21 protein-coding genes and 1 pseudogene are annotated in these 22,756 nt (G+C 40.3%); 15 read left to right on the top strand and 7 right to left on the bottom strand.

Features of this window, described 5'->3' with window-relative positions; translation table 11 throughout:
• Positions 1-728: pseudogene (locus tag GQR53_RS17360) on the bottom strand (signal recognition particle-docking protein FtsY); the annotation flags it as partial.
• A 207-nt stretch (positions 729-935) separates the two neighbouring features.
• Here GQR53_RS17360 and rsmD point away from each other — a divergent pair.
• The 14 genes from rsmD to GQR53_RS17290 all read left to right on the top strand — a co-directional run bounded on the left by rsmD (position 936) and on the right by GQR53_RS17290 (position 17,042).
• Positions 936-1,541 (top strand): 16S rRNA (guanine(966)-N(2))-methyltransferase RsmD, encoded by a 606-nt coding sequence (rsmD, locus tag GQR53_RS17355; protein ID WP_165744710.1) that lies wholly within the window; start codon positions 936-938, stop codon positions 1,539-1,541.
• 145 nt (positions 1,542-1,686) lie between these two features.
• Positions 1,687-1,902 carry a 30S ribosomal protein S21 gene (gene rpsU / locus GQR53_RS17350; protein ID WP_002957797.1) on the top strand — a complete coding sequence of 72 codons (216 nt, stop codon included), beginning with the start codon at positions 1,687-1,689 and terminating at the stop codon, positions 1,900-1,902.
• Between the two features lie 19 nt (positions 1,903-1,921).
• Positions 1,922-2,368 (top strand): GatB/YqeY domain-containing protein, encoded by a 447-nt coding sequence (locus GQR53_RS17345; RefSeq protein ID WP_007376027.1) that lies wholly within the window; start codon positions 1,922-1,924, stop codon positions 2,366-2,368.
• 244 nt (positions 2,369-2,612) lie between these two features.
• Entirely contained in the window at positions 2,613-4,364 is a 1,752-nt protein-coding gene (dnaG, locus tag GQR53_RS17340) for a DNA primase (protein ID WP_165744708.1), read from the top strand.
• Between the two features lie 390 nt (positions 4,365-4,754).
• Positions 4,755-6,605: an RNA polymerase sigma factor RpoD gene (gene rpoD, locus GQR53_RS17335; protein ID WP_002957800.1), complete on the top strand. Its 1,851-nt coding sequence runs from the start codon at positions 4,755-4,757 to the stop codon at positions 6,603-6,605.
• Between the two features lie 67 nt (positions 6,606-6,672).
• A complete protein-coding gene (gene prmA, locus GQR53_RS17330) occupies positions 6,673-7,554 on the top strand; it encodes a 50S ribosomal protein L11 methyltransferase (RefSeq protein ID WP_165744706.1) in 882 nt (293 codons plus the stop codon).
• 282 nt (positions 7,555-7,836) lie between these two features.
• On the top strand, positions 7,837-8,808 hold the full coding sequence (dusB, locus tag GQR53_RS17325) for a tRNA dihydrouridine synthase DusB (RefSeq protein WP_024603689.1): 972 nt from the start codon (positions 7,837-7,839) through the stop codon (positions 8,806-8,808).
• A 19-nt stretch (positions 8,809-8,827) separates the two neighbouring features.
• A complete protein-coding gene (gene fis, locus GQR53_RS17320; RefSeq protein ID WP_002957804.1) occupies positions 8,828-9,118 on the top strand; it encodes a DNA-binding transcriptional regulator Fis in 291 nt (96 codons plus the stop codon).
• 325 nt (positions 9,119-9,443) lie between these two features.
• Positions 9,444-11,030 (top strand): bifunctional phosphoribosylaminoimidazolecarboxamide formyltransferase/IMP cyclohydrolase, encoded by a 1,587-nt coding sequence (gene purH, locus GQR53_RS17315; RefSeq protein ID WP_165744704.1) that lies wholly within the window; start codon positions 9,444-9,446, stop codon positions 11,028-11,030.
• Between the two features lie 106 nt (positions 11,031-11,136).
• Entirely contained in the window at positions 11,137-11,958 is an 822-nt protein-coding gene (locus tag GQR53_RS17310) for a class I SAM-dependent methyltransferase (protein ID WP_165744702.1), read from the top strand.
• A 15-nt stretch (positions 11,959-11,973) separates the two neighbouring features.
• Positions 11,974-13,257 (top strand): phosphoribosylamine--glycine ligase, encoded by a 1,284-nt coding sequence (purD, locus tag GQR53_RS17305; protein WP_165744701.1) that lies wholly within the window; start codon positions 11,974-11,976, stop codon positions 13,255-13,257.
• Between the two features lie 112 nt (positions 13,258-13,369).
• Entirely contained in the window at positions 13,370-15,910 is a 2,541-nt protein-coding gene (locus GQR53_RS17300) for an EAL domain-containing protein (RefSeq protein ID WP_165744698.1), read from the top strand.
• A 22-nt stretch (positions 15,911-15,932) separates the two neighbouring features.
• Positions 15,933-16,742, top strand: coding sequence for a DUF2797 domain-containing protein (locus GQR53_RS17295; RefSeq protein ID WP_024597548.1), 810 nt, complete (start codon positions 15,933-15,935; stop codon positions 16,740-16,742).
• 6 nt (positions 16,743-16,748) lie between these two features.
• Positions 16,749-17,042, top strand: a complete 294-nt coding sequence (locus GQR53_RS17290; RefSeq protein WP_165744696.1) for a hypothetical protein — start codon at positions 16,749-16,751, stop codon at positions 17,040-17,042.
• Positions 17,043-17,055: 13 nt separating this feature from the next.
• Here GQR53_RS17290 and GQR53_RS17285 read toward each other — a convergent pair whose 3' ends face one another.
• The 6 genes from GQR53_RS17285 to GQR53_RS17260 form a co-directional block, all read right to left on the bottom strand.
• Positions 17,056-17,973 (bottom strand): histone deacetylase family protein, encoded by a 918-nt coding sequence (locus GQR53_RS17285; RefSeq protein ID WP_149593802.1) that lies wholly within the window; start codon positions 17,971-17,973, stop codon positions 17,056-17,058.
• Between the two features lie 100 nt (positions 17,974-18,073).
• Entirely contained in the window at positions 18,074-19,615 is a 1,542-nt protein-coding gene (locus GQR53_RS17280) for a serine hydrolase (RefSeq protein ID WP_165744694.1), read from the bottom strand.
• Between the two features lie 15 nt (positions 19,616-19,630).
• Positions 19,631-20,125, bottom strand: coding sequence for a gamma-glutamylcyclotransferase family protein (locus GQR53_RS17275; protein WP_165744692.1), 495 nt, complete (start codon positions 20,123-20,125; stop codon positions 19,631-19,633).
• Positions 20,126-20,152: 27 nt separating this feature from the next.
• On the bottom strand, positions 20,153-20,791 hold the full coding sequence (locus GQR53_RS17270) for a LysE family transporter (protein ID WP_165744691.1): 639 nt from the start codon (positions 20,789-20,791) through the stop codon (positions 20,153-20,155).
• A gap of 11 nt (positions 20,792-20,802) precedes the next feature.
• Complete coding sequence (locus GQR53_RS17265; RefSeq protein WP_002957816.1) at positions 20,803-21,576, bottom strand: hypothetical protein; 774 nt, start codon at positions 21,574-21,576, stop codon at positions 20,803-20,805.
• A gap of 47 nt (positions 21,577-21,623) precedes the next feature.
• Entirely contained in the window at positions 21,624-22,109 is a 486-nt protein-coding gene (locus GQR53_RS17260) for a CreA family protein (RefSeq protein ID WP_165744689.1), read from the bottom strand.
• Between the two features lie 207 nt (positions 22,110-22,316).
• On the opposite strand from GQR53_RS17260, the gene GQR53_RS17255 reads away from it, so the two are divergent.
• Positions 22,317-22,646, top strand: a complete 330-nt coding sequence (locus tag GQR53_RS17255; protein WP_002957818.1) for a 5-carboxymethyl-2-hydroxymuconate Delta-isomerase — start codon at positions 22,317-22,319, stop codon at positions 22,644-22,646.
• Positions 22,647-22,756 lie beyond the last annotated feature (110 nt).

The raw sequence follows: 22,756 nt of genomic DNA, 5'->3' as shown, positions 1-22,756 counted from the left end.
GCAAGGCGTTCTTGCTCTAAACGTTCATTTTCTGCTTTTTCAGCTGCAATACGTACTTGCTCTAAGCGCTCATTTTCTGCTTTTTCAGCCGCAATGCGTTCTTGCTCTAAAAGCATCTGCGCTTCTTGTTCTGCTAAGCGCTTCGCTTGCTCTTGCCTTTGAGCTTCAGCATCCGCTTGTTCTTTTGCTAATAACTCAGCATTCGCTTGCTCTATTGCAAGCTTTTCGGCTTTGATTGCCTCATCTTGTTTTTCAAGGCGTATTTGCTCTAGTCGCTCAGCCTCTACTTTTTCTGCCGCTAATCGTTCTTGCTCTAAGCGCATCTCTTTTTCTTGATCGGCTAAACGTTGCGCATGTTCTTGTCTTTGCACATCGGCATCTGCTTGCTGTTTTGCAAGCAATTCAGCATTGGCCTGCTCAATGGCAATCTTTTCCGCGTTTTCAGCACGCTGGCGTTCTTGTTCTAAACGCTCTGTTTCAGTCTCTGCTTTTAACCGTTCAGCTTCAGCTTGCTCCTGCGCTAGTTTTTCTTGCTCTAAGCGCTCTGTTTCAGCCTTAGCTTTTATACGTTCAGCTTCAGCTTGCTGCGCTAGTTTTTCTTGCTCTAGCTTCTGCGCCTCTTCTTGCGCTAATACTTGTTGTTTATCAGCTGCTGCTTTTTGCTCTGCTTCTTTTTTATCTGACTTGCCAAAACCGAGCCACGACATGAATTTACTTTTTTTTGTCATACTTGCTAATAACCACTTATAAAAATCTGATAAACTAAAATTTGAAATAGCTTGGCAATGCCCAGCAATAGTTGCTAATAAATACAACCATTCAAAACGTAAGTGTTCAATAGTAACACTTTTAATGCGGTTGAAAAATGAAGCTACACGTAATCGCCCATAATATTATCTGAGCTAGATACCATATACCATTTTTTAGTGAGCTAAATGAGAAAAAAAACAACGCAAAATAAAGCTACTAACAAGCCCAGTGATGGCTTTATTAGAGTGATTAGTGGTCAGTTTCGAGGCCGTAAACTCCCTGTTAAAAACGTAGAAGGCTTGAGACCTACTACCGATCGAATTAAAGAAACTGTATTTAATTGGCTAATGCAAGATACGCGTGACGCAAATGTACTTGATTGTTTTGCCGGTTCTGGTGGATTGGGATTTGAAGCGCTATCACGATTTGCTAAAAGCGCTACATTTATCGAGCTCGACTCATTAGCTGCTAAGCAATTAGAACAAAATATTAGCACTTTAAAGCTCGACAACGCATACGTTAAACATACCAATTCGCTCTCCTTTTTAGAGCAAAAAAACACAAACGAAGCCTTTAATCTTGTATTTGTTGACCCACCATTTCGTAAAGATTTAGCGCAAACAACCTGCGATTTATTAGAAAAAAACCAATGGTTAAGCAACGACGCATTAATTTATGTTGAAGTAGAGGCAGAGCTAGCCACCTTGGAAACGCCAACCAACTGGTTGTTAATTAAAGAAAAAAAGGCGGGGCAAGTACTTTGCCAACTGTACCAGCGCCAAGCAAATTAATACTGTTTAACGTAATGCGTTTCTGTTAATATTGTCCTTTACATGTGGTGTTGCTTCGGATTACAATACCGCACCATTTTTGAACCACTTGATCAATGTTTGATCAACTTGAGCAACGCTCATAATTTAGGTAGGTGAATTTTTAATGCCAGTAATTAAAGTAAGAGAGAACGAACCGTTTGACGTAGCACTTCGTCGCTTCAAGCGTTCATGTGAAAAAGCAGGAATCCTTTCAGAAGTTCGTCGTCGCGAGCACTATGAAAAACCAACAGCTGAGCGTAAGCGTAAAAAAGCTGCTGCAGTTAAACGTCACATGAAAAAACTTTCTCGTGATAACGCTCGTCGCGTTAAATTATACTAATATATTAGGTCTTGTATAAATGAGCCTTTTAATAACGCTAAAAGATGCGCAAAAAGATGCGATGAGAGCTAAAGACAAGCAACGTCTTAACCCTATTCGTATGGTACTTGCTGCAATCAAGCAACGTGAAATTGACGAGCAAATAACACTAGACGACGCAGGTATTACCTCCGTTATAGTGAAGCTTGTTAAACAACGTCGTGACTCTTACACTCAGTACAAAGATGCTGGGCGTGATGATTTAGCTGATATTGAAGCCAATGAAATAGTAGCGCTTGAAACTTTTTTACCTCAACAATTGAGTGAAGAAGAAATAATTGCTCTCATTGACGCGGCTATTGCTGATACTAATGCAGCAGGTATGCAAGACATGGGTAAAGTAATGGGTATAATCAAAAGCAAAGCTGAAGGTCGAGCCGATATGGGTAAGATTTCTGGTTTAATTAAGCAAAGATTAACTGCCTAATACTCCCACATACATTAAAGTATGATTGAAGTAAACCGAGCCTAGCGCTCGGTTTCTTTGTTTTTAACTTTAATAAAAAGTACACCGATTAGGTTACTTTAAAATGAAATTTTTTATAGCTTCCCTATTTATTTCGCTGTCATTTTGGTAAGTTAAAGCACACTATATTTTGCATCAAGCAAGTATAAAAAAGTAAATTTCATATTCGTTCTTCTTCTTATTATTTCAGGACTGTATTTTACTAATGGCCGGAAAGATCCCACGTAACTTTATAGACGATTTACTTGCCAGAACCGATATTGTCGACCTGATAGACTCAAAAGTAGGTCTAAAAAAAGCAGGTAAGGATTATCAAGCTTGCTGCCCATTTCATAACGAAAAATCTCCCTCATTTACTGTATCGCAAGACAAACAGTTTTATCACTGCTTTGGGTGTGGCGCTAATGGTAATGCTATTTCGTTTGTAATGGAGTACGAAAAGCTAGAGTTTGTAGATGCTATTGAAGAAATAGCTAGCATGCTTAACTTAGAAGTACCTCGAGAACAAGGCGCAAACTCAGCACCAGAGCGTACAGCTGCGCAAAAGCGCTCCGATTACGACTTAATGCTTCATACTGCTCGCTTTTATCAGCACCAATTAAAACACCATAGTAATTCTGCTGCTGTTATTGAGTATGTTAAAGGCCGTGGTTTAAGCGGTGAAACTGTTAAAAAATTTATGATTGGCTACGCTCCCAGTGAATGGGATGGGCTATGCCTACAGCTTGGTCGTAATAAAGAACAAAAAGAGCAATTGGTTGAGCTAAAGCTAGCTTCAGAAAAAACACCAGGCAGACAATTTGATTTTTTCCGCGATCGCCTAATGTTCCCTATTCGCGATAAACGCGGACGCGTTATTGCATTTGGTGGGCGTGTAATGCAAGCCGACCAAGGGCCAAAATATCTAAACTCGCCAGAAACCCGAATTTTCCATAAAGGCTTTGAGCTTTATGGGCTTTACGAAGCAAAGCAAGCCCATAAAAAACTTGATCATGTAATGATTGTTGAAGGTTATATGGATGTTGTTGCCTTAGCTGAACAAGGGATTGAATATGCAGTTGCATCACTGGGGACAGCAACAACAAGCGAGCACATGCACACTTTATTTAGAACTACTGATAAAGTAATCTGTTGTTACGATGGCGACAGGGCTGGCCGTGACGCTGCTTGGCGGGCACTTGAAAATGCACTCCCTTATTTAAACGATGGTAAAGCACTACAATTTGCATTTTTACCAGATGGCGAAGACCCTGACTCGCTTGTACAAAAAGAAGGTAAGGAGCAATTCGAATTGCGCCTAAGCCAAGCAGATGACTTTACCAAAGTATTGTTTAATAAATTAAGCCAAGAGGTTGATTTAACACTCGATTCAGGAAAAGCTAAACTTCTTAGTGCAGCACTTCCACTAATTGAAAAAATTCCAAGTGAGTTTTATCAAGAAAACATTCTTGAACAATTAGGACGCTTAATTGGCAGAACGCGTGAGCAGTTGAATAGCCGTTTAAAAACGCCTAAACAACAACACTCTATTGAACGTAAATTTAAAATAACACCTATGCGCCAAGCTATCGGTATATTGATCCAGCACCCTAATTTAGCTAAAAGTGTGCCGTATTTACCTGAGCTTGCACAAATGAACATTGCTGGCATAGGGCTGTTATTACGATTACAAGAACAAGCTTTAGAAAAAGAAAATGTGACCACTGCGCAACTGCTCGAGTTTTTTCGAGGAACTGAAGATTACGAGCCATTAATCAAGCTTGCAACGTGGCAACATGAAATAAATGAAGAACGTTTAGAGACGGTTTTTAAAAATACTTTCAAGTTTATTGAAGATCAGTGTTTAAATTATCGACTCGAGACCCTATTAATAAAGGACAAGACACAAGGCCTTAGTAGCGATGAAAGGCTTGAGTGTCATTTGTTAATGACAGCGTTAAAAGCGACTAACAGCTAGGGTCTGTTTATCTTTCGAGGTTAAGTTTACAGCAGTGTGTTTGGTATTTAGGCAAGACAGAGCCTATGTAGTGTGGTTATTCCACATAAATAGGCGATAACGCAGCATAAATGCCAAACACGCGCTGCCCTTTGGGTTCGACCCAAGGGAGGTTTACTCTTTGTTGCTCGGTTTTTACTTAGCCCACTAGGTTACAAACCTCGCGCCGCGATTAAACCACCCTTGGATAGAACAAACTTTAATCCTGAAAGACCAACAGACCCTAGTCAAAATTGATTTAAACTGTTATACTGTGCTATTCACTGCGTCACATTATTCTAGTTAGCTTTAATGCAAACTACATGATGGCGCCTGTTGTATCAACTTATCAGAGTGGAAGAAACAATCTCTATGGATCCAACTCCTCAGTCACAATTAAAACTTCTGATTCAGAAAGGTAAAGAGCAAGGCTACCTAACTTTTGCAGAAGTAAATGATCACCTTCCACAAGACATTATAGACTCAGATCAAGTAGAAGATATCATAAGCATGATTAATGACATGGGTATCAAGGTTAGCGAAAACGCGCCTGATGCTGATGAATTAATGATGCAAGAAACAACGACAGACGAAGACGCAGCTGAAGCTGCCGCTGCAGCCCTTGCGACTGTAGAAAAAGAAATCGGCCGTACAACGGATCCAGTTCGCATGTACATGCGCGAAATGGGTACTGTTGAACTTCTTACACGTGAAGGCGAAATTGTAATCGCTAAACGTATTGAAGAAGGCATTAATCAAGTACAGATTTCTGTTGCAGAGTACCCTGAAGCAATCACTTACCTACTAGAGCAGTGGGATAAGTTTGAAGCTGAAGAAATGCGTTTAAGCGATATTATCGTTGGTTTTATCGATCCTAATGAAGATACAGCGCCAATTTCAGCAACTAACATCGGTTCAGAATTAAGTGCTAAGCAACTTGAGGACGACGATAAAGATGACAAAGATGATGCTGATAGCGATGATGAAGATGAAGAAGAGATAGACACAGGGCCAGATCCTGAAGAAGCTCGTATTCATTTTGAAAATTTACGTGATTTATATAATAAAGCACGTGATACGTTTGAAGCTAAAGGTCGTTCGCATCCTGAATCACAAGCAGCCATTTTTGAAATTGGTGAGCTTTTCAGAACATTTAAATTAATACCTAAACAGTTTGACCGCATGGTAAATAACATGCGTGAAATGATGGATCGAGTTCGTGTTCAAGAACGCCTAATCATGAAGCAAGCTGTTCAAATTGCTAAATTACCAAAGAAAACATTCGTTAAGCATTTTGCTAATAACGAAACTGACGCTTCTTGGGTTGATTTAGAAATTTCAGGTAACGAAAAGTATTCAGCTAAACTTGAAGAAGTTAAGCCAGAAATCATTCGTAGCATTAATAAATTATCTGTTATTGAACAAACAACAGGTTTAAGCATTGAGCGTATTAAAGACATCAACCGTCGAATGAGCATAGGTGAAGCGAAAGCACGCCGTGCGAAAAAAGAAATGGTTGAAGCTAACTTACGTCTTGTAATCTCAATTGCTAAAAAATACACAAACCGTGGCTTACAATTCTTAGATTTAATCCAAGAAGGTAACATTGGTCTGATGAAAGCGGTTGATAAGTTTGAATATCGCCGTGGTTATAAGTTCTCTACTTATGCTACGTGGTGGATACGTCAAGCAATCACACGCTCTATTGCTGACCAAGCAAGAACAATCCGTATCCCTGTACATATGATTGAAACGATTAATAAACTTAACCGCATCTCTCGTCAAATGTTACAAGAAATGGGTCGTGAGCCAAATCCAGAAGAATTAGCAGAACGCATGATGATGCCTGAGGATAAAATCCGTAAGGTACTTAAGATTGCTAAAGAGCCAATTTCAATGGAAACACCAATCGGTGATGATGAAGATTCTCACTTAGGTGACTTTATCGAAGATACAACTATTGATTCGCCAATCGATTCGGCAACAATGGAATCTCTTCGTGGCGCAACTAACGATGTACTTGCAGGCTTAACAGCTCGTGAAGCTAAAGTACTACGTATGCGTTTTGGTATTGATATGAATACCGACCACACCTTAGAAGAAGTAGGTAAACAGTTTGACGTAACACGTGAACGTATTCGTCAAATAGAAGCGAAAGCGCTGCGTAAATTACGCCACCCTTCTCGCTCAGATTTACTGAAAAGCTTTTTAGACGCTAAATAATTTAGCGCTACTATATAAACTAAAAAGGCCGCTATAGCGGCCTTTTTTCTATTTGAAGGAAATAACCATGGCTTGGATCCAAATTCGTATTAATGCCAATGCTGCAACAGCTGATGCCGTAAGCGATCTATTAATGGAAGCGGGTAGTGCTTCAGTAACCTTTATTGACGCAAAAGACACCCCTATCTACGAGCCTAAAATTGGCACCGTTGTGTTCTGGGCTGATACCACAGTTATTGGCTTGTTCGAAGCTAATCATGATATGAACGCAGTCGTTGCGTTATTAAAGCGCCATGATGAGCTAAAAGACAATTTAGTATACAAAATCGAGCAACTTGAAGATAAAGACTGGGAACGTGAATGGATGGATAACTTCCACCCTATTCAATTTGGCGAAAAACTATGGATTTGCCCAAGCTGGCGCGATATTCCTGACCCTGATGCTGTAAATGTATTGCTAGACCCTGGCCTTGCTTTTGGCACGGGCACACATGCAACAACGGCCTTGTGCCTTAAATGGTTAGAAAGCCAAGATCTGACGGGTAAAACGGTTGTTGATTTTGGTTGTGGTTCAGGCATTTTAGGTATTGCAGCTATAAAACTAGGTGCAGAGCGTATGATTGGGATAGATATTGACCCTCAAGCGCTTGAAGCAAGCCTTGATAACGCGAACCGAAATGGTGTTGCAGACAAACTCGAAGTATACCTTCCAGAAAACCAACCTGAGTTTAGTGCAGATATAGTAGTGGCTAATATTTTAGCCCAGCCACTTCGCGAATTACATAGTGTGATTTTAGGGTTATTAAAGCCAGGTGGTAAAATTGCCATGTCGGGTATTTTAAAAGAACAAGCGCAATCGGTTGCTGACATTTATGCACCGTTCATTGAACTAGATGACATTGCCGTTGAAGGTGATTGGACTCGAGTAAGTGGCACTAAAAAAGCGTAATAAATCGAACAATCAAATCTAGAGCATTAACTCAAAACATGCATGTAAAGCCTGTATTTAACAGGCTTTACTATTTTTTTACATATCCAAAAATTTTCTAGTTATCTTGTAAAAAATAAAATCTGTATGAATTTCAAACAAATCAACCTACTTGTCATGTGGTTATCAAATGTCAATACGAAAAGGGCAAAAAAAAGTTACTTTTGTTCAATTTATAGCCTTTGATTTTTGTGAAAAAAACCGTAAACTTAGCGCCCCTTGAAAAGAGGCCTATTGAATATAGTGCGTATCGGTAAATACCAACTTGAGAATAATGTAATTGTCGCGCCAATGGCAGGCATTACAGACAGACCATTCAGACAACTTTGTCGACGCTTAGGTGCGGGATTAGCTGTGTCTGAAATGCTATCGTCAAATCCTAAGGTTTGGAAAACAGAAAAGTCGATGAACCGTATGGATCACAGCGGTGAGTCGGGTATACGCGCGGTGCAAATTGCAGGAGCAGATCCTGAGCTTATGGCGCAGGCCGCACAATTCAATGTTGCTAATGGTGCACAGATCATAGATATCAATATGGGGTGCCCAGCAAAAAAAGTGAACAAGAAACTCGCAGGCTCTGCCTTATTACAGTTTCCTGAACTTGTGGAAGAGATTATTGATGCAGTCGTTAATGCTGTTGATATACCTGTGACACTTAAAATCCGTACAGGATGGGATCCGGATAACCGTAATGGTGTAGAGATTGCGAGAATAGCTGAACGTTATGGCATTGCATCACTTGCTGTACATGGGCGTACGCGCGCATGTATGTACAAAGGTGATGCTGAGTACGCCACGATTAGGGATATAAAACGTTCAGTGTCGATTCCTGTTGTTGCCAATGGTGATATTACATCACCAGAAAAAGCAAAACAGGTTTTAGACTATACGGGTGCAGATGCCATTATGATTGGCCGAGCCGCCCAAGGTCGCCCTTGGATATTTAGGGAGATAGACCACTATTTGCGAACTGGGGAACATTTACAGCCACCTGCTATTGCAGAGGTGCGCAGTATATTAATGGAGCATTTAACAAACCTCCATATGTTTTACGGTGAGCCAATGGGAGCGCGAATTGCTCGCAAACATGTATCTTGGTATTTGCAAACCCATGACAGTGATGGTCAGTTTAGGCGAGTATTTAATGCGCTCGACAACCCACAGGCACAGGTCGTCGCATTAGAGCAATACTTTAAAACACTAGCAGCTAACTAAGAAAGAAAGAGACTTAATAATGTTCGAACAAAACGTGACTTCTCCATTTATCACTAACCCTCATGTTCAGTCACACGAGAAACCGCAGCCATTGCGTGATGCAGTAAAAAAAGCTGTTCACCACTATTTAAAGCAGCTTAACGGTCAAGATGTGCAAGACGTTTACGACCTTGTTCTTTCAGAGCTAGAAGCGCCATTACTTGAAGAAGTAATGACATATACACGTGGTAACCAAACTCGTGCAGCAATTTTACTAGGTATCAACCGTGGTACTTTACGTAAAAAGCTTAAAAAATACGGCATGAACTAATACCAATTATATTGAAAGCGTAAGTATTCTAACGAGCTAAACAAGCCCATAACGTCGTCAAAAGTTTTTTATGTAGAATAACTACACTGCAAAATTTTTGCTTTGTTATAGACTTGTTTTTCTATCGTTATTACTACTTACTAATCCAATACAACTGGTATTATGCAAAAAAAGCACCTTAGGGTGCTTTTTTTATGCCTACAGTTTATTAACTAAATTGCAAAATGCTCACGCTTATTGAGCCTTTATAAGTCGTTTTTTGAGTAGTAATCAGTTAAAATGCCCGCTTCTAAGCTAGCTCATTAACTGAGGAAATCAAACTACAATGGATACTCATCGTCCCATTCGTCGCGCACTATTAAGTGTGTCTGATAAAACCGGTATTGTTGAATTTGCCCGCGCACTTGAAGCACAAGGCGTTGATATTTTATCAACTGGCGGCACATGTAAACTACTTGCTGATAACGCCATAAAAGTGACTGAAGTATCAGATCACACAGGCCACCCTGAAATCATGGATGGTCGCGTAAAAACTCTTCACCCAAAAATTCACGGCGGCATATTAGCCCGTCGCGGACAAGATGAAAGCGTAATGGCAGATAACAACATTTCTGCTATCGACATAGTTGTAGTTAACTTATACCCCTTTGCGAATACAGTCGCTCAAGAAAACTGCAGCCTTGAAGATGCCATTGAAAACATTGATATTGGCGGCCCTACAATGGTTCGTGCAGCAGCTAAAAACCACAAAGATGTAACAATCGTGGTAAACGCGAGCGACTACGACCGTGTTATTAGCGAAATGCAAAACAACGATGGTTCAACAACGTACAAAACACGTTTTGATTTAGCGATTGCCGCCTACGAGCACACTGCACAATACGATGGCATGATTGCTAACTACTTCGGTAAAATGGTGCCTGATTACACCGAGGAAGCTGCTGTAGAGACTAAATTCCCACGCACTATCAATATGCAGTTCACTAAAAAGCAAGATATGCGTTACGGTGAAAACTCACATCAAGATGCTGCTTTTTATGTTGAAAGTGACATTGCTGAAGCATCAGTTGCAACAGCAAATCAATTGCAAGGTAAGGCCCTTTCGTTTAACAACATTGCAGATACCGATGCAGCACTTGAATGTGTTAAAGAATTTGACGTACCTGCGTGCGTAATTGTAAAACATGCTAATCCGTGTGGTGTTTCAATTGGCGACAACATTCTACAAGCATACGAGCGCGCTTTTAAAACAGACCCTACATCAGCATTTGGTGGCATTATTGCCTTTAACCGAGAGCTAGATGCAGCAACTGCACAAGCAATTGTTGACCGTCAGTTTGTTGAAGTAATTATTGCACCTAGTATTTCGAGCGACGCTGCAAAAATTGTTGAAGCTAAAAAGAACGTTCGTTTATTAGAATGTGGACAGTGGACAGGTAAAGCAGCTGGCCAAGATATTAAACGCGTTAACGGCGGTATTTTAGTTCAAGACCGCGACTTAGGCATGGTAACGCAAGGCGACTTAAAAGTTGTTTCTAAGCGCCAGCCTTCTGAGCAAGAACTTAAAGATTTACTGTTTTGCTGGAAAGTAGCTAAATTTGTTAAATCAAACGCAATTGTTTATGCCCGTGACGGTATGACCATTGGTGTAGGCGCAGGCCAAATGAGCCGCGTATACTCAGCTAAAATTGCAGGTATAAAAGCCGCCGACGAAAACCTTGAAGTTAAAGGTTCAGTTATGGCGTCTGACGCATTCTTCCCATTCCGTGATGGCATTGACGCAGCCGCAGCCGCTGGCATTACTGCGGTAATTCAGCCTGGTGGCTCAATGCGTGATGAAGAAGTGATTGCAGCTGCTGATGAAGCTGGCATGGCAATGGTACTAACTGGTATGCGCCATTTCCGCCACTAATCACACAAAGGGTTAAACGTTGGTTTAACCCTTTTTGTTTGCTATAAATTCACGTATTCTGATTATTCAATAACCTATTTAAAATTATAATGTGAAGGAACAAACAATGAAATTTGCGCTAAAATCGCTACTTGTAGCCACACTAACAATGACATCGACTATGGCGCTTAGCCATAACCACGAATCAAGCCTTGAACATGCACTTCAATCAAGCGAACGTAGCGCTAAAAACAGCGCTCGTGATGAATATCGTCACCCAGCTCAAACACTTGCATTTTTTGGCTTTAAACCAACCATGACAGTTGTTGAAATTGCACCCGGTGGTGGTTGGTATAGTGAAATTTTAGCGCCAGCATTAAAAGAGCAAGGCACTTATTATGCCGCGCACTTCCCTGCTGATTCATCAGTTGGCTACTACCAACGCTCTCTTGCAGGCTTTAAACAAAAAGTAGCTGAAGATGAGCTCTTTAGTAGCGTTAAAATTACTGAGTTTGCACCTGTAACACATTTAGATATTGCGCCAGCTGGCAGTGCCGATATGGTTTTAACATTTCGTAATGTACATAACTGGTATATGGGCAAAGATAAAAGCGGTGCATTAAGTGCATTCCAAGCTTTTTATAAAGCCCTTAAACCAGGTGGTACATTAGGTTTAGTTGAACACCGTTTAGCTGAAGAACGTGCTGATGAAGATCAAAAAACATCAGGTTATATGAAGCAGAGCTACGTAGTAGACCTTGCTGAACAAGCTGGGTTTGAATTAGTAGCAAGCAGTGAAATAAATGCAAATCCAAAAGATACAGCCGATCACCCTAAAGGTGTATGGACGCTACCACCAAGCTTAAGACTCGGCGAACAAGATGCTGACAAATATAAAGCCATTGGTGAAAGCGACCGCATGACGCTGAAATTTAAGAAACCGCTTTAAATAGGAATTTTCGCCATGAATGTTTTAGTCATTGGCAGCGGCGGCCGCGAACACGCACTTGCGTTTAAAGCCGCTCAAAACACCAAAGTAAATACTGTATTTGTAGCCCCTGGTAATGCAGGTACTGCACTTGAACCAAAACTTGAAAACGTAGCAATAAACGTTGACGACTTAGATGGTTTACTTAATTTTGCACAGCAAAATAAGGTAGAGCTTACTATTGTAGGTCCTGAAATACCGTTAGTACTGGGTGTTGTTGATAAGTTTCGTGAACATAACATGGCTATTTTTGGACCAACGGCGGGCGCAGCTCAGCTTGAAGGTTCGAAATCGTTTACTAAAGACTTTTTAGCACGTCATAAAATCCCTACGGGCGACTACCAAACGTTTGAACAGATTGAGCCTGCCCTTGCTTATTTAAAAGAGAAAGGCGCGCCAATTGTTGTAAAAGCAGATGGTTTGGCTGCGGGTAAAGGCGTAATTGTAGCCATGACGGAGGCCGATGCCGAAGAAGCTATTCGCGATATGCTTGCGGGTAATGCTTTTGGCGATGCGGGAAGTCGTGTTGTTATTGAAGAGTTTTTAGACGGTGAAGAAGCGTCTTTCATCGTAATGGTTGATGGTAAAAACGTATTACCATTTGCAACAAGTCAAGATCATAAACGCGCTTACAATGGCGATGCGGGTCCTAACACGGGTGGCATGGGTGCATACTCACCTGCACCAGTTGTTACTGATGAAATCCACCAGCGTATTATGAACGAAGTGATCTACCCTACGGTAGAAGGCATGGCAAGCGAAGGCCATCCGTACACCGGCTTTTTATATGCAGGTTTAATGATTGACGAAACAGGCACCCCTAAAGTAATTGAGTACAATTGTCGCTTTGGCGATCCTGAAACTCAACCAATGATGCTACGTTTGCAATCAGATTTGGTTGAATTGATTGAAGCTGCTAACCGTGTAGAACTTGATAAAACAACAATTGAGTTTGACCCACGCGCAGCCGTTGGTGTTGTACTTGCCGCTAAAGGCTACCCTGGTGATTACCCTAAAGGTGACGCTATTTCGGGGCTAAAAGTGGATTACCCTGCAGGTGAAAAAGTGTTTCATGCGGGTACTAAACAAAGTGGCAATGACGTTGTAACCGCAGGCGGTCGCGTATTATGCGCAACAGCACTTGGTAACACTGTTACGCAAGCGCAGCAACGCGCCTATGAGCTTGTTAAACAAATTAGCTGGGATGGTATGGAATATCGTACAGATATAGCTTACCGTGCTATTGCACGCGAGCAATAGCATATAATACCTATTCATTGGTATAACCAATTAATTTAACTAAAAAAGCGCAGTTTCCCTGCGCTTTTTTAGTGCTACACTAATTAAAAGGTTTTTTAAAAGTAAATTAACGTTGGAACTAAGAACTTTACGTTACCATGCAATTGCTGTTGCCATACTGATTTTTATATTTTTTATAATCAGTACATTGGCATCAAACTTAGTCGTGCCTACACGATATACAATTGATAAAACGGCTCCAATGTACCTCGATTACGCCTACTATATTGACGAAACCAAAACTAAAACATTCGATACCATCATTAACCAACCTGAATTACTTACTCATCAACCATTTTCAGATGTTCCATGGAGCTTTAGCCAACAAAATTATTGGTTGTTTCTTGATTTAGAAAATAAAAGCCTTAACAAGCAAAATGTTGTGGCACATTTTGACAACCCTATGGTCGATCACCTTACGGTTTATCGCCTCGATAAAAATAACAAACTAGTTGAAACATACAAACTCGGCGATAAAGAAGAAGCCCTCTCTTTGTTTGAATACAGCGTACCGCATATTCGCTTTTTAGTAGAAAGAAAATCATCACAACGCCTAGTAATAAAAATAGACACAATCGGCATAAGTAAAACACCTGTAAACTTGTATCGTGATAAAGAGTTTATTGACTTAGTGCGATCTCAAACTGGGATCTGGGGTATTTTTGTAGGCGTGCTATTGATGGCTGCGCTTTACAACTTGGTGCTTTATTTTGGTATAAAAGACCGTGTTTATTTAATTTATATTGGCTACATCGTCAGCGCTATTACGCTAATGGGTGCAGTACTGGGCTTTGGTTTTTATTTATGGCCTAAGCAATGGCAGCTCTTTATTCACGAACAAATTGTATTTAGTAATTATGGGGTCGCCTTTTTCACCCTTGCTTTTTGCACCATGTTTTTGCGCTATCATAAAGATAAATGTTGGCGTTACAAAATGAGCATAGCTCTACTTTGGCTAATGTTTACTCTTGCTGTATGTAGCTTGTTTATTCCTGAAAATATAGCGGCTCCTATATTTTTTGGTGTAATGGTACTGCTTTATATTACTTGTATTATTTTAATATATAACAAGTTACGCAGTGGTTTTAGGTGGGCTAAGTTTTATGTTTTATCATGGATACCGCTAATTTTTGGTGCGGCAATTCAGCCTATGGAACTCACTGGTGTTTTACCGTATACCTTTGCAACCCGCCATGCCTTTTTAGTCGCTATTTTGTGTGAAGTTATTTTAATGGCGATGGCATTAGCAGACAGGGTAAGGTATCAGCGAGAACGTGCGCTTTATCATGCCACACATACACAACAAACACGATTACTTAATAGCTCCAAGCTAAAACAAGCATTTATGGCACTACAAAGCCAAAACCGCTCAACAACGTTGTGTTTAATAAAAATACGTCACTTTAATTCACTCAATACAATTATTACCTCTTCTCAGGGCTACACACTTATAAAGCATATAGCCAAAGAGCTTGAATTAGAACTCAGCCATGAACGTGAATTTACAAACCTCGAAACAGATTTAAACACCAGTCCTCGCTTAGCCGATTTAAGCAGTGGTGTATTTGCCTGTATTTCTACAAAAACACAAAACCAAGAAATGCTAGAAGCACTACTGACTAAAATAATTAGTAGCCTACCAAAACAATATGAAATTAAAGGGCTAAACCTGCAGCTTAGTTACAGTATAGGTATTAGTAGTGCAGGCAAGACTAACGACTTTGAATATTGGTTAAAGCGTGGTTATTTAGCGCTTAAAAAAGCAAAAGGTAGCGTTAATCAAGTTGGGTCATCGTCAAACGGTAATAATCTGATGATGGACGTTGCTCTAGCCGCTAAGCTGCAACAAGCAATCAAAACAAATCAACTGGCGCTTTATTACCAACCTCAAATAAACTTATTAAGTAACCACGTAAGTGGTGCTGAAGCTTTATTACGTTGGCCCGACCCAACTTACAGCAACTTATCAATTGAAGAGCTAATAATACTTGCTGAACACACAGGTATTATTAACGAGCTAACACTGTGGGTAATAGAGCAAGCTTGTAAAGACATAGTTGAGCTTACTAAAAATGGCTATAACGAGCACACAATTAGCGTAAATTTAAGTGCTAAAAACTTAACCATAAATAATTTAGCCGAAAAAGTAGAAAATATTTTAATTAAATACCAAGTGCCGGCACACTTACTTAAATTTGAACTAACCGAATCAGCCTTCGTAGATAGTCAAGATGCACTTATAGAGTTAATTGATGAGTTAACCGCATTAGGTATTAAAGTGGTACTGGATGACTTTGGGACAGGCTACGCGTCACTTAGCTACTTAGTTAATTATCACTTTAGTGAGCTTAAAATAGATAAGTCATTTGTTTTTGATTTGCCTAACAACCCAACTCACCAAGTTATTGTACAAACAGCCATTGATATGGCGCATAACCTCAATTTATCAATAACAATTGAGGGGGTAGAAACCCAAGAAATCCATCACTTGCTCAAAGATATGAACGCTGATTCCGCCCAAGGTTATTTATACGCAAAAGCACTGCCTTACACCGACTATTTACACTTCTTAAAAAGCCAATATAGCTTAAAAATGTTAGACTCCTCTTTTTAACATCTTTAGGGGCCAAGTAAAGATGCAAGGCACACTGCGTAAACTAAAATCGAGCTTAACCGAACCAGTACAATATCACTTACCTGTAGGTGAACACTTAGTAGACTTAAATGCATTTATAGGTAAGGAGCTTACGCTTACCTTTAGTGGCACTATTTTATGTTCTAACTGCGGTAAAAAAACCAAAAAAAGCTATTCTCAAGGTCACTGTTTTGTATGTATGCGCAAGCTTGCTAGTTGCGATATGTGCATAATGAAACCAGAAACCTGCCACTACGATCAAGGCACTTGCCGAGAGCCGCAGTGGGGCGAAGAAAACTGCATGATCCCACACTATGTATATCTCGCTAACACCTCAGGTTTAAAGGTAGGTATTACCCGCCACACACAAATACCGACTCGCTGGGTTGATCAAGGCGCCACTCAGGCATTACCTATTTTTAAAGTGCAAACTCGCCTGCAATCTGGTTTAGTAGAAGTTGCATTGGCTGAATTTATTGCCGACAAAACTAATTGGCGCAATATGCTAAAAGGTCAAAACGACGCAATTGACTTAAAGGCAGCGGCAGCCGAGCTGATCCCACAAATTAGTGAAAAGCTAAACGAGCTCAGTGAATTATTTGGCGCAACAGCAATAGAGCAACTTGATGAAGATGTGGTTGATTTAAACTTTCCAGTAACCGAATACCCAACAAAAATCAGCTCATTTAACTTTGATAAAGACCCTGTTGTAAGTGGTGTTTTACAAGGTATTAAAGGTCAGTACTTAATCTTTGAAAAAGGCGTTATTAATATACGTAAATTTACGTCTTATGAAGTAACCGTAGGCTAACGGGCCATGTTAAACAGCTACCCACAATTATTGGTTATTCATAATGAGCTTGAGATAGCCCATAACCAACAAGAGCAACAAGAGTGCTTGCACAGCGTTACGCAAAGTGAGCTAAGCGATGTGCGAGTACTTAACAAGCAAGGTGACTACCTTAATTTACAAGGCACTGTTTGCCCTAAATTGAATGGCGAGCAACTAGCACAGCTTGTTACAGCTTACTTATTAAATGAAGGACAATGCTGCCTTGGTAAAATCAAAACCCTAAGCACAGCGCAGGCGTTTGATTTACTAGGGCTATAAACACTCTCTTTATTTAAACCTCAGTAAGCACTTTTATATGCGCTACAGCACTGCGACCTAAAGCTGATAGCGCATAGCCACCTTCTAAATACGAAATAACCCCTTTGCAACCGCCCTCTTTAGCAACACCACATAGTTGCTCGGTAAGCCAAATATAGTCATCTTCAACAAATTTTAAGCTTGCCATATCATCTTCTAGGTGAGCATCGAACCCTGCGCTTATAAAAAGTAATTCAGGTTTAAACGCTTTTAATTTTGGTAGCCATTGCCCAGTAAACACCTCTTTTAAATCGTCGCCATTACTGGCAATTGGCAGAGGTGAATTAACTATATGGCTATTATTTTTAACCGCTGTATTTGGATAAAACGGATACTGAAATAACGAACAAAGCAGTACATTTTCGTCATCAATAAAAATATCTTGCGTGCCATTACCGTGGTGTACATCAAAATCCGCAATAGCAATGCGCTTAACCCCTTTGCTTTGTGCGTACTTAACAGCAATAGCTAAGTTATTAAACACACAAAACCCAGATGATGAGTTTTTGTTAGCGTGATGCCCTGGCGGGCGCACTGAGCAAAAAGCAGCATCGAGTTTATCGGCAAGTATTTCATCAACCGCTAACAATCCTGCACCTACTGCCCGCTCAATCGCTTTAAACGAATCGGGGCACAGCCACGTATCGCCATCTAAATTAGCGAGCCCTTCTGTTGGTAGCGTATTTTCTACGTGTTTAAGTAAAGCTTCATCGTGAGCAAGTAAATAATGCTCACGCTCGGCCTTGGGTGCTTGTAGGTGTGTTAAGCCAACATCTACGCCGCTGGCAAGTAATCGGTCTGTTATGGCATCTAGACGTTCTGGGCACTCGGGGTGGTCGTCTATCATTTTATGCTTACGGCAATGAGGATGAGAAATAACAGCGGTACGCATAAAAAGTCCCTTACAAGGTGTAAAAACTTAATATAGCAAAGCCACCGATGGGTGGCTTTGCGACTTTGGTTTATATCAATACTTTAAATATCAATATTAGCTATTTTGCTTTTAAATGTAGGTTTCTAAAGTCAAAGCTAAAGTCGGTCACTTGTGTTGATACCGCACGCATTTTGGCACTGTTTACACGATTTTGTGAGCTCATTTCAAAACGAATAAACGCATCTGCTTCTAGTAATTTTTCATCCCACTTAACAATAAATGTATTGCCAGTGTAATGCTCAAGAGTGCCTTTCAAGCGTTTAGTGTGCGTAAAATCAATGCGTAATTTACCATCTAACTGCTCAATAATTACATCGCCGTACCAATCATCGTGCAATGTTCCGGTGTAATTAATATTTGGTAATTGTGGTTGGTAGTCAGCGGGGGCTTCTGGTTTTGCATTAGCATACGCTTGTTGCTTGCCTTCAAAATGACTTTTAGCTAAATCTTCTACCCAGTCTTTATCTTCAAGTTCAAGTGCATCTTCAAGCACTTCATGGGTTACTGCCGAAAGTGCACCAAAAGCTTGTTGATTAGATAAAATAACAATACCGAGTTTTTTCTCAGGCAATAAAGTAACTTGCGATACCATTCCCAAAATACCACCGCCGTGACCTAACTTTTTAAAGCCGTGGTAGTCTTCAATACTCCAGCCTAACCCATAACCCCTAAACTGCTGATGATACGATTCAAACGCACTTTTAGACGCCATAGACGTAATATGTGGGTGCCACATTTGCGCTTGTTGCTTTTCGCTAAACAGCTGCTCGCCATTAGGCATTTTACCGCCCGCTAATTGCGTACGAAGCCATTGGCTCATATCGCTTACACTTGAAGCAATGGCGCCTGCGCCTCTAAAGTCCTCAAGGTAGTTCACAAAAAATGGATGAAGCGTGCCATCCATAGGAATATGACCTGTCGCCCAGTTTTTATTACTTTTAGGAATACGTGAAAAGCCCGCGCGTGAGTTATCCATGTGCAGTGGCTGTAATATATTTTTTTCGATGTAATCGTTCCAGCTCATACCCGACACACGTGCAACCACTTCACCAGCGGTAACAAACATCAAGTTGTTATAAGCGTACTTACTACGAAAGCTGCTCGCTGGTTTTAAATACTGTAATCCCGCTAAAATTTCATCAACTGATTTATCGGTACTTGGCCAAATCATTAAATCGCCTTGCCCAAGCCCAAGCCCACTGCGATGGCTTAATAAGTCACGAATACGCATTTCGCGTGTTACGTACGAGTCGTACAATCTAAACTCTGGTAAATGATCAATTACGCGGTCATCCCAGCTTAATTTACCTTCATCAACCAACTTTGCCAGTGCCGCAGTAGTGAATGCTTTTGTGTTTGAAGCAATACCAAATAAAGTGTCTTTGTTTACTTTTTTGTTGGTATCGAGATTAGTTACACCAAAGCCTTTAGCAAATATTACTTTATCGTTTTCAATAATGGCAACTGCCATACCGGGTACGTCAAAACGTGCCATTGACGCTTTAATTACGTCGTCAATTTTGTTGGTATCAACTTGTGCCCAGCTGCTAAACGTAGTGCCTGCTAGTAGTGCAATTGCGGCAAGTTTGGTTAATTTCATATCAATCCTATTTTATTATTTTTGATGAACTGCAAATTCAATTGCTGCGCGCTCTTGATTGGTATCGCTTTTTTGTGCGCGATTTAATATGGCATCACTGTATTCTTTTGGTACGCCCGCTTCAAGTGAACCGCGATGAACATGTTTTATGTACCAATCATATGGGAGTACATCGCTGTCATGGGTATTAGCTATATAACAATGTGCGGCTACAGTCTCACCCGTTAAAAGCGTTGGGGCTATGTCTACGCAATCGTAACCTACGCCCTCAATACCATCTAAAATAGCTTTTTCATCTTCATTAAGCTCATAAATAACGCCGTAAACCAACGCATCTTTTTTATCGCTTGGACAAATACTGCATTTACCTGAGCCATCTTTAAATAGCATATCAAAAGTAAGCTCGTAGCCCTTAAGTACCGCGGTTCCTACACGCTTTACATTGGGCAAGCGCGCTAACAAACGATTAGATGACATATTAGAACCAAACGAAAAATTATATAGCGGCATTTTTATCTCCTGCGCTTTTTGAATAAGTTAAATAACAACACGTACTGCAAGTGTAATTAAAATAATGCCAATTCCACGGTCAAACCAATAACCGCGTTGTTGGAAAAAGCCTCTTACATTATTTCTAGAAAGTATTATTGAAAGTATTGAAAACCACGCCCAAGTAGCCAATGCCATGTACACGCCGTAGCCGACCTGTACGCTAGTAGGTGTTGTTGGGCTAATCACGAGTGTAAATAACGACATAAAAAATAACGTGGCTTTTGGGTTTAATGCATTGGTGAAAAAGCCGCGCCTAAAAGCCACCCAAACGGGCTCCTCTTGAACGGTTTTGTTTTCAATATCTTTTGCAGCCTCGCCTTCATTACTTGCAGGCGGTTTTGCAGCTCTAAGAGCTTGTACGCCTAAATAAGCTAAATATGCACCAGCAAGGTACTTAAGCGCCATAAATAAACTAGGCGATTGCGTTAAAATAAGCGCAACACCCAACACACAATAGGCAACGTGCAGTAAAATAGCAGCGCCAACACCTGCGCTTGTCCACAATGCATTGCGCCTACCTTGTTGCACACTTTGCTTGAGCACAACGGCAAAGTCAGGCCCAGGACTTGCTACTGCAAAAAAATGAGCAATAACAATCAGTAAAAATTCATCTAAGTATTCCACGCAAATCCTTGCTAGTTTGGCGAATAAGCTAATAACAGCGGGTTGGCCGAGTTATTTACCAATGCTTTAATTTCTTTTTGTGCTTTTTTAAACTGGCCACGTAAATGCGGCTTTAAGTGTTTTTTAGACACCTTATCGTTTTTAAAGTAACTAATTAGGGCATGCATAAATACCGTATGCGTTTCACTTAACTTAGCTTCACGGTTAGCGTATGGGTTATAGCAAGAGCCACAACCCCCTTTAAACTGATACACCGTGTTGCTCATCATTACACCAAACCCTAAAAAACAAGCAAGTGCATCAGCAGCTTGTGGTAAATACTCCCTACCACCTGGCGGTAGCACCCCAACGTGATGAATAAGTATAGTAGCCAGAGTACCCGCATAACTTGCCACTAAATCTTGTGGCTGATTAATCTGATTAGGATTAAAAGAAATATTAATCGTATGGCTTGGCGGCACAATTAAATGGCTGCCTTCGCCACGTATTTCATTGCTAAATTCAAAGTGTGGAAAAACTTGCGGTTGTAATTGCTGCGGTGCAACTAGTTGGATAGGCCATGCGTTCATACCCGCGTAATTAGTAACGCGGTTAAAAACATTACTCGCCATTTCTTCAATGCTCGATACCGAATCAGGGAAAAAAGTGGCCGTTGGCAGTATTATTTGAGTGTGCTTTGTAAAAAACTCAGCATCAAAGTTTTCTACAGCCCAAATAAATGTATCAATAAGCCATTGCTGTTCTTGCTGCTCTAATAATGGCTTTGATTTAAATAAAGCTAACATAGTGTGCTCTTTTAGGTTTTAGTTTAGGTGCTTACGTAGGTGCTAACTTAGTCTTTTTGTGTAAGCGCCCAGTCCCACGCTTGAGTATTGTATAGCGGCACTGTTGATAGCGCATGGTGGTGGCTACCACTGGACTCTTTAGTTGAGTACGATAAGTACAATAAAGTACGATTTTCAGCATCGTAAATACGACGCACTTTTAGTGATTTAAATAATATACTTTTAGATGATTTAAAGATCACTTCGCCCGATTTGCTACGGTCTATTTTTTGTAGCTGCTGCGCTGTAATTGGCCCCGTTTGACGACACGCTATAGACATATCAGAGGGATCAGAAAAGTCCAAATTAGCCTCTATATGACTAATATGACAAGTAACGCCCTCAACAATAGGATCTTGCTGCGAATTTACCACAACATCCTTAGTTGTAAATAACCCAAGGCTTACCGACGCAACATCGTCAGAGCAAGCACTTAACGTAACAATTGCACATGCAAGTAAAGCTAAACGTTTAAATTTTTGTGGTAATTTCATACTTATCCTTAATCAATATATAGGTAACTTAGTAGATGAGTTACTAAGCGAAGGTTCACCTGTTTGTTTTTATACTAACATCAAAAATAAATACGACTAAATTAGTTTAAAGTAAAGATTTTAGATAGCTCAGGGTTTAGTGACCCCTCTTGTATTTGATACAATTACCTCTCGCTCATGCAGTAACTCATAATAGGAAACGCCTAAATGCCGCACATTATTATTGAACACTCAGAAGACCTCCCCGTTTTACCTCAAGTACTGGTAGAAAAAATTCATACAACCGCTTTCGAAAGTAACTTGTTTGAATTAGAAACCATAAAAACACGTGCTATTGCTTATCAGCAATATCAACTTGGCGCAGGAAAATCAGGGTTTATACATATCGCGGTACATATTTTGGCAGGACGCTCAATTGAGCAAAAACAAATGTTAAGCGAACTGCTACTTTCATGTTTAAAAACATATTGCAGAGCATCAGACAGTCTAAGCGTAAATATTTACGATATTGAGCATGAGATATACCGTAAAAATTAGTTAACTCTTGTAGTTTTGAGCAATAAAAGTAAATACTAGTAAGTAAAAAGCCCCAATAGGGTAATGCCAGTCAGTTAAGCTGACTGGCATTTTTCTTTTTATGGGGATAC

The organism is Pseudoalteromonas sp. Z9A6, assembly GCF_011378805.1.
Taxonomy (GTDB): Bacteria; Pseudomonadota; Gammaproteobacteria; order Enterobacterales; family Alteromonadaceae; genus Pseudoalteromonas; species Pseudoalteromonas distincta.
This window is presented reverse-complemented; position numbering and strand designations above follow the sequence as displayed.